General features: G+C 57.8%; 12 protein-coding genes and 2 pseudogenes. 7 read left to right on the plus strand and 7 right to left on the minus strand.

All coding sequences use genetic code 11. The features are described 5' to 3' along the window. Positions 1-32 precede the first annotated feature (32 nt). From AC4ANK_RS22850 to AC4ANK_RS22860, 3 genes are all read right to left on the minus strand, one after another. A complete protein-coding gene (locus AC4ANK_RS22850; protein ID WP_460382697.1) occupies positions 33-782 on the minus strand; it encodes an IS5 family transposase in 750 nt (249 codons plus the stop codon). Positions 783-979: 197 nt separating this feature from the next. Continuing rightward, entirely contained in the window at positions 980-1,564 is a 585-nt protein-coding gene (locus AC4ANK_RS22855) for a fimbrial protein (protein ID WP_002552334.1), read from the minus strand. A gap of 307 nt (positions 1,565-1,871) precedes the next feature. After that, entirely contained in the window at positions 1,872-2,249 is a 378-nt protein-coding gene (locus AC4ANK_RS22860) for a hypothetical protein (protein WP_002552333.1), read from the minus strand. Positions 2,250-2,542: 293 nt separating this feature from the next. Here AC4ANK_RS22860 and AC4ANK_RS22865 point away from each other — a divergent pair, with 293 nt between their 5' ends. The 5 genes and pseudogenes from AC4ANK_RS22865 (at position 2,543) to AC4ANK_RS22885 (ending at position 10,581) form a co-directional block, all read left to right on the plus strand. Continuing rightward, entirely contained in the window at positions 2,543-3,709 is a 1,167-nt protein-coding gene (locus AC4ANK_RS22865) for an efflux RND transporter periplasmic adaptor subunit (RefSeq protein ID WP_031597850.1), read from the plus strand. Next, positions 3,706-6,800: pseudogene (locus AC4ANK_RS22870) on the plus strand (multidrug efflux RND transporter permease subunit). Before AC4ANK_RS22865 ends, AC4ANK_RS22870 begins: the two are co-directional and overlap by 4 nt. Positions 6,801-6,810: 10 nt before the next feature. Then, a complete protein-coding gene (locus AC4ANK_RS22875) occupies positions 6,811-7,488 on the plus strand; it encodes a heavy metal response regulator transcription factor (RefSeq protein ID WP_002552331.1) in 678 nt (225 codons plus the stop codon). Then, positions 7,478-8,842: a heavy metal sensor histidine kinase gene (locus tag AC4ANK_RS22880; protein ID WP_460384419.1), complete on the plus strand. Its 1,365-nt coding sequence runs from the start codon at positions 7,478-7,480 to the stop codon at positions 8,840-8,842. The genes AC4ANK_RS22875 and AC4ANK_RS22880 overlap by 11 nt, the downstream gene beginning before the upstream one ends. Positions 8,843-9,051: 209 nt before the next feature. Then, positions 9,052-10,581: pseudogene (locus tag AC4ANK_RS22885) on the plus strand (sensor domain-containing diguanylate cyclase). 68 nt (positions 10,582-10,649) lie between these two features. On the opposite strand, the gene AC4ANK_RS22890 reads toward AC4ANK_RS22885, so the two are convergent. Then, positions 10,650-11,129 carry a PA2169 family four-helix-bundle protein gene (locus AC4ANK_RS22890; protein WP_002552329.1) on the minus strand — a complete coding sequence of 160 codons (480 nt, stop codon included), beginning with the start codon at positions 11,127-11,129 and terminating at the stop codon, positions 10,650-10,652. Positions 11,130-11,332: 203 nt separating this feature from the next. Here AC4ANK_RS22890 and AC4ANK_RS22895 point away from each other — a divergent pair, with 203 nt between their 5' ends. Further along, positions 11,333-11,587, plus strand: a complete 255-nt coding sequence (locus tag AC4ANK_RS22895) for a DUF3820 family protein (RefSeq protein WP_004656040.1) — start codon at positions 11,333-11,335, stop codon at positions 11,585-11,587. A 127-nt stretch (positions 11,588-11,714) separates the two neighbouring features. Here the strand turns inward: AC4ANK_RS22895 and AC4ANK_RS22900 are convergent, their stop codons facing one another. From AC4ANK_RS22900 to zwf, 3 genes are read right to left on the minus strand one after another with little or no spacing between them, the layout of a single operon-like run. Further along, the gene (locus AC4ANK_RS22900; protein ID WP_002552327.1) at positions 11,715-12,389 is read right to left on the minus strand and encodes a bifunctional 4-hydroxy-2-oxoglutarate aldolase/2-dehydro-3-deoxy-phosphogluconate aldolase; all 675 of its coding nucleotides are present in this window, start codon (positions 12,387-12,389) and stop codon (positions 11,715-11,717) included. Positions 12,390-12,406: 17 nt separating this feature from the next. Next, a complete protein-coding gene (gene pgl, locus AC4ANK_RS22905; RefSeq protein ID WP_002552326.1) occupies positions 12,407-13,120 on the minus strand; it encodes a 6-phosphogluconolactonase in 714 nt (237 codons plus the stop codon). Continuing rightward, a complete protein-coding gene (zwf, locus tag AC4ANK_RS22910; RefSeq protein ID WP_005732729.1) occupies positions 13,107-14,576 on the minus strand; it encodes a glucose-6-phosphate dehydrogenase in 1,470 nt (489 codons plus the stop codon). Before zwf ends, pgl begins: the two co-directional genes overlap by 14 nt. Before the next feature lie 219 nt (positions 14,577-14,795). On the opposite strand from zwf, the gene AC4ANK_RS22915 reads away from it, so the two are divergent. Next, positions 14,796-15,662, plus strand: a complete 867-nt coding sequence (locus tag AC4ANK_RS22915; protein WP_002552324.1) for a MurR/RpiR family transcriptional regulator — start codon at positions 14,796-14,798, stop codon at positions 15,660-15,662. Positions 15,663-17,370 lie beyond the last annotated feature (1,708 nt).

Below are 17,370 nucleotides of genomic sequence, written 5' to 3' on the forward strand. Positions count from 1 at the left end.
AACGGGAACAGACCCTAGGGTCTGTTCCCGTTTCACATTGGCAGCCACAGAAAAGCGCAGGCCATTGCTATGACGCTTTCATAGTTTCTCTTGAGTTTGTCGAACCGAGAAGCCGCCGCCCGGAAATGCTTCAACCGGGCAAAGGCGTTTTCTACGAGATGTCGATTGCGATATAACCCTTTGTCCAGATCTGCGTTCCCTTTCAGAGAATTGCGCTTTCGTGGAATCACCACTTTGCTGCCTTGCTGCTCGACCTGAGCGCGTATCGCTTCAGTGTCGTAGCCCTTGTCCGCAATGATCACTTCTGCATTGGGCATCTTGGCAATCAACGAGGCCGCCTGCGAACAATCATTGGTCTGGCCTCCGGTCACGTCAAATGCAATGGGCAGCCCACAAGCGTCTACAGCCAGGTGAATCTTGCTGGTGTTACCGGCTCGGCTTTTTCCGATGGCCTGGTCCTGCGTGCTGGCAGCACCTGCACTGTGCTGATGAGCCTTTACATAACTGCCATCAATGAAAACCCACTCCATGTCAGGATCGGTCATCAGCACCTCAAGCACCTTGACCCACTTGCCTGAAGCAGACCAGGCATTGAACCGCTTGTAGACCTTGCTCCAGTTTCCAAACGCTTTCGGCAGGTCTCGCCAAGGGCAACCCACACGCATGCGGTACAGCATGCCTTCAACCGTGGTGCGCAAATCTCGCTTGTTGTAGATCGATTCGTGCAGCAAAATTTCTCGAAGCTTCGGCCAGTGCTCATCACTGAGCATTAATCGGGGCATTGCAGGCTCGTATTGGTGTTGTGTGAGAACTCCAACAATACGGGCCTGTTCTCATAGAGATCAATGGGTTACGTCGAAACGGGAACAGACCCTAGCGCAACAAGCATCGTGTAGCGAAAAAAAACAGGAAACATACTGGCGTTCGCCTTGAATTCGATAAGGGACAGGGCGAGCCGTGCCCGCCCTGTCCGACACGGTTACTCGTAATCCATCACGAACGGCAGGAAGCCATCGGCATTACCCGGATTGGTCGGCGTGCCGTTAAGCACATAGACCGCGCCAAAATTTATTTCAGCAGTCGCGCCGCCGGCACCATCCTTGATGAGCGTGGTGTCGACGGTTTCAGCACCGCTCAGGTCCATCAGAACGCTGGAGGTATTGAGCAGGCCGATACCGACACCATCTGCCGCGCCGGTGGTGCGCAGAAGTTTGGCATCGTTATTGTCCAGGCCGCTGCCGTTACGGGCAGTAAGGCGCATCTTGACCATGCTGTATTGATCTGCGCCCGCGCTACAGTTGACCAGCAGCTGAATAGGCGCAGCCGTTTCGAATCGACTTTCACTCGATACACCAATATCGGAGAAGGAAACGTTACCCAGGTCGACATTGATTTCGCCAGGGTTGGTGCCCGAACTGACGCCTGTGCCCGGTCCCACATCGCAGGAGATATTGGTCAGTGTCCCATTGAAGACCATTTTTCCGTTGTTCGCTGCACTGACGTTACCCGCCATGCCAACGCCCATTACGCCCAGAACTGCCAATGTAAGAGAAAGCTTTTTCATGCTAACGACCTTCCTTGTGTTATGTCGTGTGTGCCCGCTATCGGACGGTGAGCACTATAGATCCAGACCTATTTCGATGCTGTCAGCTGGATAACTTTTAACCCGCAGACAACACAACACGACACGCAGGACAGGTCTGTAGGAATAACCAGGCGTCTTGCGCAAGTAGTCTAATTACGGCTGTTAAACAGTGTGGCGCCGATGTTTTAAATCACGGCGCTTTCAGTTTTGAAAGGGCTGACCGGACACCGGACCGTCACTTAAGCGTGGGTGACAGTCCGGTCGAAAAAATAATACAGATCTGTATTTATTGATAGCTCAACGTGATGACTCCAGCGCGGGCCTGCAGGGCCTCGCCGTCGGTCTCGGCGACCGGAAGTACCTGATACTGCGCGACAAAGGGCACGGCCTGATCACCACATGCATTGTGTTCAGTGCTCACCTGCATATTGATGCCCGGTGCAACTTGCAAAATGCGCGCATGAGCAACAGGCGTATTCACATTAATGTCGGAAATCACGCAACTGCTGTTGACGATACTGCCATGCAACGTCAATGCGCCGTCCTTTGCCCATGAAAAAGCAGGCGCAGCCAGCAAGGGAATCGACACCATGACGGCCCCCAAACCTTGACGAAGAAACAAACACCTCAACATAAATTTCCAGGTCGATTTTTTACTGTTCATGGCGTTCTCCACTCATAGGCTCATACAGTGAGTTAAGTTGATGGGAGAATTAGCTGCCAGAAGCCGACCTAGGAAAATGTAGGAAAACTCTTAGGACTTTATAAACATCTGGACAAATATCTCTTCAACATAGATATCGTCCGTTAGCGGATTTTCTTGACTGCACGCCATGCGCGGTGGAGGCTTCCTGACAAACCTGACAGCTAAAAGTCATTCTGCTGACCGGGTTTGCAGGCTATAAGGAAGCCCTAAAAAAATATTACTCCCGTACCGACATTTGGCGTTTTCTTCATATGCGCAGACAGACCCTGACCGTCACCGCTGTAGTCCTGCTGATAGCCTGCGCGGCCATTGCCGGATGGAAACTGACACGCCCCGCTACACTCCCGAAAAACTCCGTGACTGCGGTGCCTGTGAAGGTGATCACGGTCAGCATTGAGGACGTACCACGTTTCGTCACAGGTATCGGTTCGGTGCTGTCACTGCAAAGTGTGGTGATCCGTCCTCAGGTAGATGGCGTACTGACGCGCGTGCTGGTCAAGGAAGGTCAACAGGTCAAGGCCGGCGAGTTGCTGGCGACGCTGGATGATCGATCGATCCGCGCCTCGCTGGAGCAGGCACGCGCGCAGCTGGCGCAGAGCAAGGCGCAGCTTGATGTCGCGCAACTGGACCTGAAGCGCTATCGCCAACTCACTCAGGACAATGGCATTTCGCGCCAGACATTCGATCAGCAGCAGGCACTGGTCAGGCAACTCGAAGCCACAGCGAAAGGCAACGAAGCGAGCATCAACGCCTCACAGGTGCAGCTCTCCTACACCCAGATTCGCTCGCCGGTCACTGGCAGGGTCGGCATCCGCAATGTCGATGAAGGCAACTTCCTGCGCGTCAGCGATGCTACCGGTCTGTTTTCGGTGACACAGATTGACCCGATTGCGGTGGAATTCTCTCTGCCTCAGCAGATGTTACCGACCCTGCAGGGGCTGATTGCCGAGCGTAGCGCTGCGACTGTCAAGGCGTATCAGGGCGACGGTGCGGCCAACGGACTGCTTTTGGGTGAAGGCACGCTTTCGCTGATCGACAATCAGGTTTCGGCAACCACCGGCACGATCCGCGCCAAGGCTCAATTCAAAAACCCCGGCGAACAACTCTGGCCTGGGCAGTTGGTCACGGTGAAGATCCAGACCGGTGTCGAACTCAACTCGCTCAAGGTACCGCCACAAGTAGTGCAGCGCGGCATCGATCAGCACTTCGTCTATCGACTGACTGCTGATAAAAAAGTGGAAGTCGTACCGGTCAAGGTGCTTTATCAGGACAGCGAGCAGACGTTGATCAGCGGGCCAAACGCCGGAGATGTACTGGTCAGCGACGGCCAGTCGCGGCTGCGGCCGGGGGCAACTGTCGAAGTGGTCAGCGCACCCGCCCCGGATGTGGCAAGCGCGCAAGTGGAGCACGCACGATGAGTGGCCGAGGCTCGGTATCGGCGTGGTGCATCGACCACCCGGTGGCCACCTTGTTATTGACCTTCGCACTGGTACTGCTAGGGGGCATTGCCTTTCCACGACTGCCGATTGCGCCGTTGCCGGAAGCGGAGTTCCCGACCATACAGGTTACCGCGCAGCTGCCCGGTGCCAGCCCGGAAACCATGGCGTCTTCGGTTGCCACGCCACTGGAAGTGCAGTTCAGTGCGATACCGGGCATGACCCAGATGACCTCCAGCAGCGCACTGGGCTCCACCAACCTTACGCTGCAGTTCACCCTCAACAAAAGCATCGACACTGCGGCCCAGGAAGTCCAGGCCGCCATCAATACCGCAGCCGGACGCCTGCCGGCCGATCTGCCCAGTCTGCCAACCTGGCGCAAGGTCAACCCGGCCGACAGCCCGGTGCTGATCCTCAGTGTGAGTTCCAGTCTGATCCCCGGCACCGAATTGAGCGACGTCACCGAAACCATCCTGGCGCGCCAGCTCAGCCAGATCGAAGGCGTGGGCCAGGTGTTCATCACCGGCCAGCAAAGGCCAGCGATTCGTGTGCAGGCCGCCCCCGAAAAACTGGCCGCGCTGGGGCTGACCCTGGCCGACATTCGCCTGGCGGTGCAACAGACCAGCCTTAACCTGGCCAAAGGTGCCTTATACGGCAAGGACAGCATTTCGACACTGTCGTCCAACGACCAGTTGTTCAAGCCGCAGGACTACGCGCAACTGATCGTTTCCTACAAGAACGGCGCCCCCGTCCAGCTCAAGGATGTGGCGCGGGTGGTCGCGGGTTCGGAAAACGCCTACGTCAAGGCCTGGTCCGGCGACCAGCAAGGCGTCAACATCGCTATTTTTCGTCAGCCGGGCGCCAACATTGTCGACACCGTGGACCGCATCCAGCGTGAACTGCCACGGTTGCAGGAAATGCTCCCGGCCACCGTTGACGTCTCGGTACTCAACGACCGGACCCGCACCATTCGTGCCTCGCTGCACGAAGTGGAACTGACCCTGATGATCGCGGTGCTGCTGGTGGTGGCGGTCATGGCACTGTTTCTGCGCCAGCTGTCGGCCACGCTGATCGTCAGCGCGGTGCTCGGGGTATCGCTGATCGCCAGCTTTGCGATGATGTACCTGTTCGGCTTCAGCCTGAACAACCTGACATTGGTAGCCATCGTGGTCGCGGTCGGGTTCGTGGTGGACGACGCTATCGTGGTGGTGGAGAACATCCATCGCCACCTTGAAGCCGGACAAGGCATGCGCGAGGCTGCCATAAAAGGCTCGGGGGAAATCGGTTTTACCGTGGTGTCGATCAGTTTCTCGCTGGTGGCGGCGTTCATCCCGCTGTTGTTCATGGGCGGCGTGGTCGGGCGACTGTTCAAGGAATTCGCCCTGACCGCCACTGCGACCATTCTGATTTCGGTGGTCGTCTCCCTGACCCTGGCGCCGACCCTTGCGGCATTGTTCATGCGCGCCCCCACGCACAACCCGCATCAGAAACCGGGCTTCGGTGAACGTTTGCTGGCTTCCTACGATCGAGGCTTGCGTAAGGCGCTGGCCCATCAGCGACTGATGCTCGGCGTGTTCGGCCTGACCCTGGCGCTTGCGGTGGTCGGCTACATCCTCATACCCAAGGGCTTCTTTCCGGTTCAGGACACTGCTTTTGCACTCGGCACCACCGAGGCCGCTGCCGACATTTCCTACCCGGACATGGTGGAAAAACACCTGCAACTGGCAAAAATCGTCGGTGCAGACCCGGCAGTGCTGGCGTTCTCTCATTCAGTCGGTGTGTCAGGCAGCAACCAGACCATCGCCAACGGTCGCTTCTGGATCTCGCTCAAACCGCGCTCTGAACGCGATGTGTCGGTCAGTGAGTTCATTGACCGCCTGCGCCCCAAACTGGCAAAGGTCCCCGGCATCGTTCTGTATCTGCGCGCCGGGCAGGACATCAACCTGAGTTCCGGGCCGAGTCGCAGTCAGTATCAGTACGTGCTCAAGAGCAACGACGGCGAATTGCTCAACACCTGGACGCAACGGCTGACTGAAAAGCTGCGTAGCAATCCGGCGTTTCGCGATATGTCCAACGACTTGCAACTGGGCGGCAGCGTCACCCATATCGATATTGATCGCAGTGCTGCCGCGCGATTCGGCCTGACCACCGCCGACGTCGATCAGGCGCTGTACGATGCGTTCGGCCAGCGGCAGATCAGACCGAGGTCAACCAGTACAAGGTGATCCTCGAACTGGACGCCCAGCAGCGTGGCAAGGCCGAAAGCCTGGCTTACTTCTACCTGCGCTCACCGCTGACCAATGAAATGGTGCCACTTTCGGCGCTGGCCAAAGTCAGTGCGCCGCGCATGGGCCCGCTGTCGATCAGCCACGACGGTATGTTCCCGGCTGCCAACCTGTCATTCAACCTGGCGCCCGGAGTCGCGCTGGGCGACGCGGTAAGCATGCTCGATCAGGCCAAGAAAGAGATCGGCATGCCCGCCTCGATCATCGGCAGTTTTCAGGGTGCGGCGCAGGCATTCCAGAGTTCGCTGGCCAACCAGCCGTGGCTGATTCTCGCCGCGCTGGTGGCGGTGTACATCATTCTGGGTGTGCTTTATGAAAGCTTCGTGCATCCGCTGACCATTATCTCCACCCTGCCCTCGGCAGGTATCGGCGCGCTGTTGCTGCTATGGATGATGGGGCAGGACTTCTCGATCATGGCCCTGATCGGCATCGTGCTGCTGATCGGCATCGTCAAGAAGAACGGCATTCTGCTCGTGGACTTTGCCCTGCAAGCGCAGCGTGAGCAGGGCCTGTCGCCACAGGAGGCCATTTATGAGGCCTGCATTACCCGCTTCCGACCGATTATCATGACCACCCTTGCCGCCCTGCTCGGCGCACTGCCGCTGATGCTGGGTTTCGGGGTCGGTGCCGAACTGCGTCAACCGCTGGGTATCGCAGTGGTCGGCGGCCTGCTGGTGAGCCAGATGCTGACCCTGTTCACTACGCCGGTCATTTACCTGCAACTGGAGCGGCTGTTTCATAAACGCCACCCGGCGCCCGCCGCACCCGCGCTGGTCCTTCACAAGTGAGAGTCACCCGATGCGCGTGCTGATTATCGAAGACGAAGAGAAAACCGCAGACTACCTGCGTCGCGGCCTGACCGAACAGGGCTACGCCGTCGACGTGGCGCGCGATGGCATCGAAGGTCTGCATCTGGCGCTGGAGAACGACCACGCGATCATCATTCTTGATGTGATGTTGCCCGGCCTGGACGGCTTTGGCGTGTTGCGTGCGTTGCGTGCGCGCAAGCAGACGCCCGTCATCATGCTGACCGCTCGCGAGCAGGTCGATGACCGCATTCGCGGCCTGCGCGAAGGTGCCGATGACTATCTCGGCAAACCGTTTTCCTTTCTGGAACTGGTCGCCCGCCTGCAGGCCCTGACCCGCCGCAGCGGCGGCCACGAACCGGTGCAGATCACCATCGCCGACCTGTGGATCGACCTGATCAGCCGCAAGGCGACCCGCGCCGGAATGCGTCTGGACCTGACCGCCAAGGAGTTTTCGCTGCTCAGCGTGCTGGCCAGACGCCAGGGCGACATCCTCTCCAAGACATCAATCGCCGAGATGGTCTGGGACATCAACTTCGACAGTGATACCAACGTGGTCGAAGTCGCGATCAAACGCTTGCGGGCCAAGCTGGACGGTCCTCACGAACACAAACTGCTGCACACCATTCGTGGCATGGGCTACGTGCTGGAGAACCGCAGTGCGGGTTGATTCGATCGCCCTGCGCCTCAGCGGGCTGTTCGCGCTGGTGGCACTGGTGGTATTCCTGCTGATCGGCTGGGCCTTGTACCTGCAGGTCGACAAGAGCCTGGACCTGTTGCCGCGTGCCGAAGTCGATGCGCGCTACAGTGTTCTGGAATCGGCTGTCGGACGTTTCGGCAACCCGGAGCACTGGGGCAAGATCAAGGCAAAACTGGAGTTGCTCAGCGAGGAAGACAAGCGCTTGCGTTTCTGGGTAGTCAGCGACAACCCGCTGTACGAATTCGGCAACCCGGACGCGAACATTCGTCGTTTCGCGCAAGGCGCACCGGGTATGCATGACCTGAAGCTGGCCGATCACCCGTTCGCATTCAAGGTGCTGGTCAGCGAATTCCCGGCCAAGGAACAGCGCCCGGCACTGCGTTTTCTGACCGCCATCGATACCGAGACATTCTGGCATACCCAACACTCGCTGCTGGTCGCGCTGATCAGCCTGGCCACGCTGGGTATTTTGCTGGCTTCGGCGCTTGGTTACTGGGTCGCGCGTATTGGCCTGCGTCCGTTGACCAGCCTATCGCAGGAAGTCCAGAAGCTCGCCCCGCCACGGCTGTCCGGACGCTTGCAGCTGTCGCCGCTGCCACCGGAGCTTGAACAGTTCGTAGCCTCGTTCAACTCCACGCTGGAACGGGTCGAGCAGGCCTACTCAAGACTCGAGTCGTTCAATGCCGATGTGGCACATGAGCTTCGCTCACCGCTGACCAACCTTATCGGCCAGACCCAGGTGGCGCTGACCCGCGGCCGCTCTGCCGAGCATTATTTCGAGGTGTTGCAATCAAACCTCGAAGAGCTGGAGCGTTTGCGCTCGATCATCAACGACATGCTGTTTCTGGCCAGCGCGGATCAAGGCACCAAGGTCAAAGCACAGACCTGCGCGTCACTGGCAGACGAAGTCGCCACCACGCTGGATTACCTGGATTTCATTCTGGAAGATGCCCACGTACAAGTCCAGGTTCAGGGCGACGCCAGCGCGCCGATTGAAAAGCCCCACTTGCGCCGCGCGTTGATCAACCTGCTGCACAACGCCGTGCAACATACCGACGCCGGTCAGGTCATCGAGGTAACTATCGAGTCGCGCGATGCCGATGTGAGTATCAGCGTGACCAATCCTGGCGTGCAGATAGCCCCGGAACATTTGCCCAGGCTGTTCGAGCGTTTTTATCGGGTCGATGCCTCACGCAGCAACAGCGGCGCCAATCATGGCCTGGGGCTGGCCATCGTCAAGGCCATTGCATTGATGCACGGCGGCACCGTGTTCGTGAACAGCGACAAGGGTGTCAATACGTTCGGCATACAGCTGCCCCGCTGATCCCTTCAAGAAATAAATTACTCCCCCCTGTTTTTTACAGTCGTCCGTGTGCGTCTGTTCGCATCATTTTAAATACACTTGCTTTATTCACATTCCATTCATATGAGGCTATAAGGAGCGTGCTATACACCCAGCATTCAAAGCATAAAAATAATGATAACTGTCTTAACCATTTATCAAGATTCATTCGTCTGCAGGTAGAACAACCAATGATGTTGTTTGCGTCATCTCGGCAAGACCGGCTCAAATGGACCCGACCGGAACTCATGCTGATCTTTGGCAGCTCACTGTCAATGTTCGCCATACTGGGGATTGTGGCGTCTTTACTGGCCCGGGAGAGTGACGACGCAGCGCAGACTGCCGCGCGTGCGGCGGCCAATATCGTGCAATTGATTGATGCCGACGTCATGCATAACGCAGAACTTTACGACTCGTCCCTGCAAGGCATGATCAGCGCATGGCAGCGTCCGGACCTTCAGGACCTGTCACCTGAACTGCGACAACTTGTCCTGTTTGATCGCTCCACTGCGGCGTCTTTCAAAGGCGATCTGGTATTGCTCGATAACAAGGGCGCCATCCTGGCTGACTCACTGTCCGTCATCCCTCGAAACGACAACTTCTCCGACCGCTCCTATTTCAAAGACCACAAGGCGGACCCTTCGCTGGGTCTGCACGTCAGTGCACCGTAAAAAAGCCGTTGGGGTTACAAGGACTGGTGCATCAGTTTCAGCCGTCGCATGTCAGGCCCCAATGGAGAGTTCACCGGAATGGTAAGTGCGGCCATGCGACTGGTGTATTTCAAACACTTGTTCATGAGCCAGAATCTGGGCGTCGGCAGCAGTATCAACCTGATCAATACCGCAGGCATCCTGATCGTCCGCTACCCCGATCTGGAGGGTGAAGATCTGATTGGCAAGGATTACAGCCACAGCCCCAACTTTCAGCGCATACTTCAGGAAGGACATGGCAGCTTTGCTGCCATGTCGACGCAGTTGAACGCTCGTCGGCTGTATACGTTTTCCCGGGTCGGCAATCTGCCGCTGGTTGTCGTGATCGGTCAGTCCGAGGATGAGGTGTATGCCGTATGGCGGCGCAATGCCTGGCTGGTCGGCTCCGCTACCAGCGTACTGTGTCTCGGAATCCTGTGGCTGACATGGCTGCTGTGTCGCGAGTTGCGACGACGCCATCGCGCTGAGGATGCACTGGCCAGCCTGGCTGCAACGGACGGTTTGACAGGGCTCGATAATCGTCGCCAGCTTGACGAAGCCATGGAAACCGAATGGGCGCGGGCACAGCGCTCAGGCAAACAGCTGTCTTTACTGATGATCGACGTAGACCATTTCAAGGCATTCAACGAGCGTCATGGTCATCAGGGCGGTGACGAAGCACTGCGCCTGATTGCACAAACCATCTCCTTCAATATCCGTCGCCCCGGTGACCGGGTTGCACGCTATGGCGGCGAGGAGTTTGTGGTAGTGCTGCCGGAAACCGACTTGCCGGGAGCCATGATGATTGCCGAACAGATCCGCAAGGCAGCTGAATCACTGCCGCTGTTTCCGGGTGCACAACAGCCCATCACCGTGAGTATCGGTGTCGTTTCAGAGATGGTGCGTCAGGGAGACAAACTGGAGGCGTTTTTCGGAATAGCCGACAAGGCGCTTTATCAGGCCAAACACAAGGGTCGTAACCGCGTAGAGCATCGCAGTTCGGTTGCCAGAGAGATGACTGATCAGGTTTGATGAGCTACCGGCGGGCATAAAAAAACGCCAGACTGGCTGGCGTTTTCGGCTACCGCTGCAACATCGAATTACGATGCGGCGTGGGCTGCACGTGCTGCGTCACGCAGTGCTTTTACTTTGTCGTGGTTGGCCAGAACGCCAGCCTGCTGCTTTTCAATCAGCGCAATAACGTTAGGGGAAACGTTCTTGGCACGGGCTTTTTCCAGCGCTTCGCGATAAGCCTTCTTGGCAACGTCTTCGCCTTTTTCGACTTCTTCCAGTACAGCCTTGTCGTCATCCGAAGTCACCATCGACTTCAGGTTGACCCATGCGCGATGCAGTGCGCCAGACACGCTGGAAGAATCTTCAGGCTTGCCACCCAGTGCGGTCACTTCAGCTTGCAGTTCACGAACGGCTGCAGCCACTTCAGTGGAACGATTGGCAAGGAACGATTTTACCTGAGCGCTTTTTGCGTGTTCTGCGCTGGTACGGAAACCTTCTTCACCGTCTTTGCTGGTTTCGATCAGGTCATTCAGGATAGAGATCGTTTCTTTGTTGATATCAGTCATTTGATAATTACCTAATGGCAGGTTGATACGAAAGTGTTCGATGTATAGGTAATTGCAGACACCGTGCCAGTTTTTTATATGGAGATAATTGTTTAAAATCAATGAGTTATGAAATTTTCACAATTGGCTGTTCGTGACTTCTGCATGATCTGTCGTTTGGCCTGCATGCAGAATGCACGTATCGTGCTGTTCGACATGTATTGATGGGAGGCTTGCAGGTGAACCCGGAGAAACTCAGGTTATTGGTGACGCAGGAAATGCCGTTTGGCAAATATAAAGGACGGCTGATCGCCGATTTGCCAGGTCATTATCTGAACTGGTTCGCGCGAGAAGGCTTTCCGAAAGGTGAACTGGGAGGTTTGCTGGCATTGATGCAGGAAATCGATCACAACGGCCTTGGCGCGCTATTGGACCCATTGCGCACACGTCCGCGTCAGTCGTTCAAGGACAAGGGATAAACAAAGAGGCGGTCCGGGGGAGAAAAAAACGGTGCTCCGGACCAGGGAGCACCGAAAAGCCATACAACCAACAACAACTTCCTTGCCGGAGTCAGCCGCAAAGGGGCTGACTCCGAAATCCTGAAAATCAGTCAAACAACGCCATTGCCTGCGCAGTGGCTTCCTGTATGCGGCCCCAGTCGCCATTCTTGACCCAGGCGTTATCAATCATCCAGGTCCCGCCCACGCACATGACGTTGGGCAAGGCCATGTAGCTCTTCAGGTTCTGCTCGTTGACGCCGCCAGTCGGGCAGAAACGCACCTCATTGAAAGGTCCGCCCAGGGCTTTGATTGCCGCCACACCGCCGCTGATCTCGGCCGGAAACAGCTTGAAGCGGCGATAGCCCATGGCATAACCGATCATGATTTCCGAAGCACTGCTGACGCCCGGCAAAAGGGGCAGCGGGCTGTCGACTGCGGCTTGCAGCAGGTCTTGCGTGCTGCCAGGGGTCACAATGAACTGCGAACCTGCCGCCTCGGCGTCCGCCAGCATCTTGCGGTCCAGAATGGTGCCGGCGCCCACACACAGCTCCGGGCGCTGCTCACGCAGAATACGGATGGCGCTCAGACCGAACGCCGAGCGCAGCGTAACTTCCAGTGCAGTCATGCCGCCAGCGGCCAGAGCATCGGCCAGAGGCAGCACATCCTGATCACGGGCAATGGTGATGACCGGCAGAATCTTTGCCTTGGCGCAGAGTTCGTCAATCTGGGCAATCTTGTTCGCCATGCTGATGAGCGGCTGATTATTTTCGTTCTGTGTCATGGCGACGTTTCCTTTGCTTATGGGCACCAGTAAATCTCGAGAGACGGGTTGAGAAACGCACGCACCGGCATCTCGGCAAGGTCATCGCCCGCCAGCGCGGTGCGCAGGGTGTCGAGTTTGGCCTGGCCGGACACCGACAGGATCGGCGAACGTGCCGACGCCAACAGGCGGCGGGTCAGGGTCAGGCGCTGATGCGGCACGCTCGGTGCGAGCATCGGCAGGCAGCGGCGCTCACCTTGCAGATCAAGGGCTTCTTTCAGGTTCGGGCTACCAGGGAACAGCGACGCGGTATGCCCGTCGTCGCCCATGCCCAGAATCAATACATCAATCGGTGGCAGCTCGGCCAGCGCCTGATCGGCAGCCAGCGCTGCCTCCTCGACACTGCCCGCCACGCTGTACAACCCCAGAAACTTCGCCTTCGCCACAGGACCCTGCAGCAAGTGGCGCTGCAGCAGGCCCGCATTGCTGTCGGCATGCTCGGTCGGCACGAAACGCTCGTCAGCCAGGCTGATGACTACTTTCGACCAGTCCAGCGGCTGCACGGCCAGGCTCTTGAAAAAGGCCACAGGACTGCGACCACCGGACACCACCAGGGTCGCCAGACCGTTTTCGCCAATTGCCTGCTTCAGGCGCTCGGCGACGTTGGCAGCCAGCGCATCAGCCAGTTGCTGCGGTGTGTCGAAATCACGTGCTACCAGCCCTGCTGGCAGCTCAAGGTCACATATCGCCATACCAGGATCTCCCGTCACGAGTAATCAGGGCAATGGAGCTCATTGGCCCCCAGGTTCCGGCCGGATAAGGCTTGGGCGCGTCGCCCGCCTTCTTCCAGCCAGCGATCAACTGATCGCACCATTGCCAGGCGTACTCGATTTCATCTTTGCGGACAAACAGGTTCTGATTGCCACGCATGACTTCCAGCAACAACCGCTCATAAGCGTCGGGGACACGAGCGCTGCGGTAGGTGTCGGAAAAATTCAGTTGCAAGGGCCCGCTGCGCAGCTGCATGCCTTTGTCCAGCCCCTGGTCCTTGGTCATCACCTGCAAGGAAATACCTTCGTCGGGCTGCAGGCGAATGATCAGGCGGTTGCTGATCTGCAAACGCTGTTCAGGCGCGAAGATGTAGTGCGGCGGCTCTTTGAAATGGATCACGATCTGCGACATTTTCTGCGGCATGCGCTTGCCGGTACGCAGATAAAACGGCGTACCCGACCAGCGCCAGTTGCGGATATCGGCACGCAGCGCGACGAAGGTTTCAGTATCGCTCTGGGTGTTGGAGTTCTCTTCCTCCAGATAACCCGGCACCGCCTTGCCTTCGCTGTAGCCAGCGGTGTACTGGCCACGCACCACCTGGGTCGCCAGACGCTCGGGCGTGAACGGTGCCAGCGCCTTGAGCACCTTGACCTTCTCGTCGCGAATACTGTCTGCCGACAGATCGCTGGGCGGGTCCATGGCGATCAGGCAAAGCAGTTGCAGCAAGTGGTTCTGAATCATGTCGCGCAATTGACCGGCCTGATCGAAGTAGCCCCAACGGCCCTCGATGCCGACCTTCTCGGCCACCGTGATCTCCACGTGCGAAATATGGTTCTGGTTCCACTGGGTTTCGAACAGGCTGTTGGCGAAGCGCAGAGCGATGAGGTTCTGTACCGTGTCCTTGCCCAGATAGTGGTCGATACGATAAACGCGGTTTTCCGGGAAAAACTGCGCAACAGCGTCATTGACCCGGCGCGAAGAGGCCAGGTCGTGACCGATGGGTTTTTCCAGTACGGCACGCGTGCGCTCAGCGAGGTTGACCGACGCAAGGTTCTCGCAGATGGCACCGTAGACCGAGGCGGGTGTGGCGAAATAGGCGATCAAGGTTTCGGCATTGCCGACGCGCTCGGCGAGTGCGACGTAATCCTCGGCCTTGAGGAAGTCGACATGCAGGTAGCTGAGGCGCGCCAGAAACCGGCCCAGGTTGTCGGGCTCGAGTTCGGCCTCGGGAATGAAGCGGCGCATGGATTTTTCGATATACGCCAGATGCGACTGTTCGTCGCCGGGTTCACGCGCCAGGGCAAGAATTTTTGTGTCTTCGTGCAGCAGTCCAGCGCGATCAAGCTGATAAAGAGCCGGGAACAGCTTGCGTACCGCCAGGTCCCCCAGGGCACCAAACAGGGCAAATGTGCACGGTTCAACCGTAATCAAGGGCATAATGTTGGTTCTTTTATCAAGTTAGGCTACAAATACCTTTTTTAAAGGCGTTACTCAAGGCCATATGTAGTAATAACCACAACATTCTGCCTAAAAGCATATTCCAGTGGTGATCAACACAGGCCCTCAGTACGATAGGCCACCTTTGCTACAGGCTAAAGAGCTAAAAAAAGCTCAGGCCAAAACCGTTGGTGAATCAGCCCCCGACAAGGACTTTGAATGGACCGCGTAAGAAACCTCCTGGAGCAAATCCAGGGCCGACTCGATGAGTTGAACAAGGCCGAGCGCAAGGTGGCCGAAGTGATCCTGCTCAACCCGCAGATGGCAACGCGGCTGAGCATTGCAGCGCTTGCCCAGGCCGCCAAGGTCAGCGAACCGACGGTCAACCGCTTCTGCCGTTCGTTCAGCGTCAGCGGTTATCCGGAGCTCAAACTGCAACTGGCCCAGAGCCTGGCAAGCGGCGCAGCCTATGTCAGCCGCGCTGTGGAAGCCGACGACAATCCCGAGGCCTATACCCAGAAGATTTTCGGTAGCGCCATTGCTTCGCTCGACAGCGCATGCCAGCAACTGGACCCGGCGCTGATCAGCAAGTCCGTGGACATGCTGATCCAGGCACGGCAGATCCACTTTTTCGGGCTGGGTGCCTCGGCGCCGGTGGCGCTTGATGCGCAGCACAAATTCTTCCGTTTCAACCTGGCGGTCACGGCGCATGCCGATGTGCTGATGCAACGGATGATTGCGTCGGTGGCCCATACCGGCGAATTGTTCGTGATCATTTCCTACACCGGGCGCACGCGCGAGCTGGTGGAAGTGGCCCGCATCGCCCGTGCAAATGGCGCTTCGGTGCTGGGCCTGACCGCCGCTGGCTCGCCACTGGCGCAGGCCAGCACTGTGAGCCTGAACATTCCATTGCCGGAAGACACGGACATCTACATGCCGATGACCTCGCGGATCATCCAGCTCACCGTTCTTGATGTGCTGGCCACCGGCATGACCCTGCGCCGCGGCGTTGACTTCCAGCCGCACCTGCGCAAGATCAAGGAAAGCCTGAATGACAGCCGCTATCCGATTGAGGATCAGGGCTGACTGGGTGTCGTTGACTATCGTTCACCCTGCGTAGTAATGCCTTTCGTGACGCTCTGCGTCACACAGCGGTTCTGTGACTTCAGGTGAATTGGTGTTCGACTCAGATTCTCGTTCCCACGCTCCGCGTCGTAATGCCTTTCGTGACGCTCTGCGTCACACAGCGGTTCTGTGACTTCAGGTGAATTGGCGTTCGACTCAGATTCTCGTTCCCACGCTCCGCGTCGTAATGCCTTTCGTGACGCTCTGCGTCACACAGTTCTGCGATTCAGTGAGATTTCGGCTCGACTCGATTCACCTTTTCGCCCCTCGGCGAGTTACTTTGATGGGGCCAAAGTAACCAAAGCCCCTCGCTCCTGTTTCCGGCCCGACTTCGTCGGGTTCCTTCGCCCTGTCACTGATCCGGGGGTCGCCGCAACGGGCCATCCTTGGCCCGATGCGGCTTGCTCGGCCTCCTGCCTCGCATTCCCCGGATCAGCGCCAGGACTCAGCCGTCACTAACGTCGCACTCTGCGTCGTCAGTGCCATCGTGGTTGAAAAGCGCTTAGAGCAGTTTGGTTAAAGGCACGATTCAGATATCACTATCGTGCCGACGCTCCGCGTCGGCATGCAGTTCGTGACGCTCAGCGTCACACAGCGGTTCTGTGACTTCAGGTGAATTGGTGTTCGGCTCAGATTCTCGTTCCCACGCTCCGCGTGGTAATGCCCTTCGTGACGCTCTGCGTCACACAGTTCTGCGATTCAGCGAGATTTCGGCTCGACTCGATTCACCTTTTCGCCCCTCGGCGAGTTACTTTGATGGGGCCAAAGTAACCAAAGCCCCTCGCTCCTGTTTCCGGCCCGACTTCGTCGGGTTCCTTCGCCCTGTCACTGATCCGGGGGTCGCCGCAACGGGCCATCCTTGGCCCGATGCGGCTTGCTCGGCCTCCTGCCTCGCATTCCCCGGATCAGCGCCAGGACTCAGCCGTCACTAACGTCGCACTCTGCGTCGTCAGTGCCATCGTGGTTGAAAAGCGCTTAGAGCAGTTTGGTTAAAGGCACGATTCAGATATCACTATCGTGCCGACGCTCCGCGTCGGCATGCAGTTCGTGACGCTCAGCGTCACACAGTTCTGCGATTCAGTGAGATTTCGGCTCGACTCGATTCACCTTTTCGCCCCTCGGCGAGTTACTTCGATGGGGCCAAAGTAACCAAATCCCCTCGCTCCTGTTTCCGGCCCGACTTCGTCGGGTTCCTTCGCCCTGTCACTGATCCGGGGGTCGCCACAACGGGCCATCCTTGGCCCGATGCGGCTTGCTCGGCGTCCTGCCTCGCATCCCCCGGATCAGCGCCAGGACTCAGCCGTCACTAAAGTCGCACTCTGCGTTGTCTGTGCCATCGTGGTTGAAAAGCGCTTAGAGCAGTTTGTTAAAGGCACGATTCAGATATCACTATCTGTGACATCAAATGGATTGGCGTTCGACTCAGATTCTCGTTCCCACGCTCCGCGTGGTAATGCCCTTCGTGACGCTCTGCGTCACACAGTTCTGCGATTCAGCGAGATTTCGGCTCGACTCGATTCACCTTTTCGCCCCTCGGCGACCTACTTTGATGGGGCCAAAGTAGGCAAATCCCCTCGCTCCTGTTTCCGGCCCGACTTCGTCGGGTTCCTTCGCCCTGTCACTGATCCGGGGGTCGCCGCAACGGGCCATCCTTGGCCCGATGCGGCTT

The sequence above is a fragment of the Pseudomonas sp. Pmew2 genome (assembly GCF_058129885.1).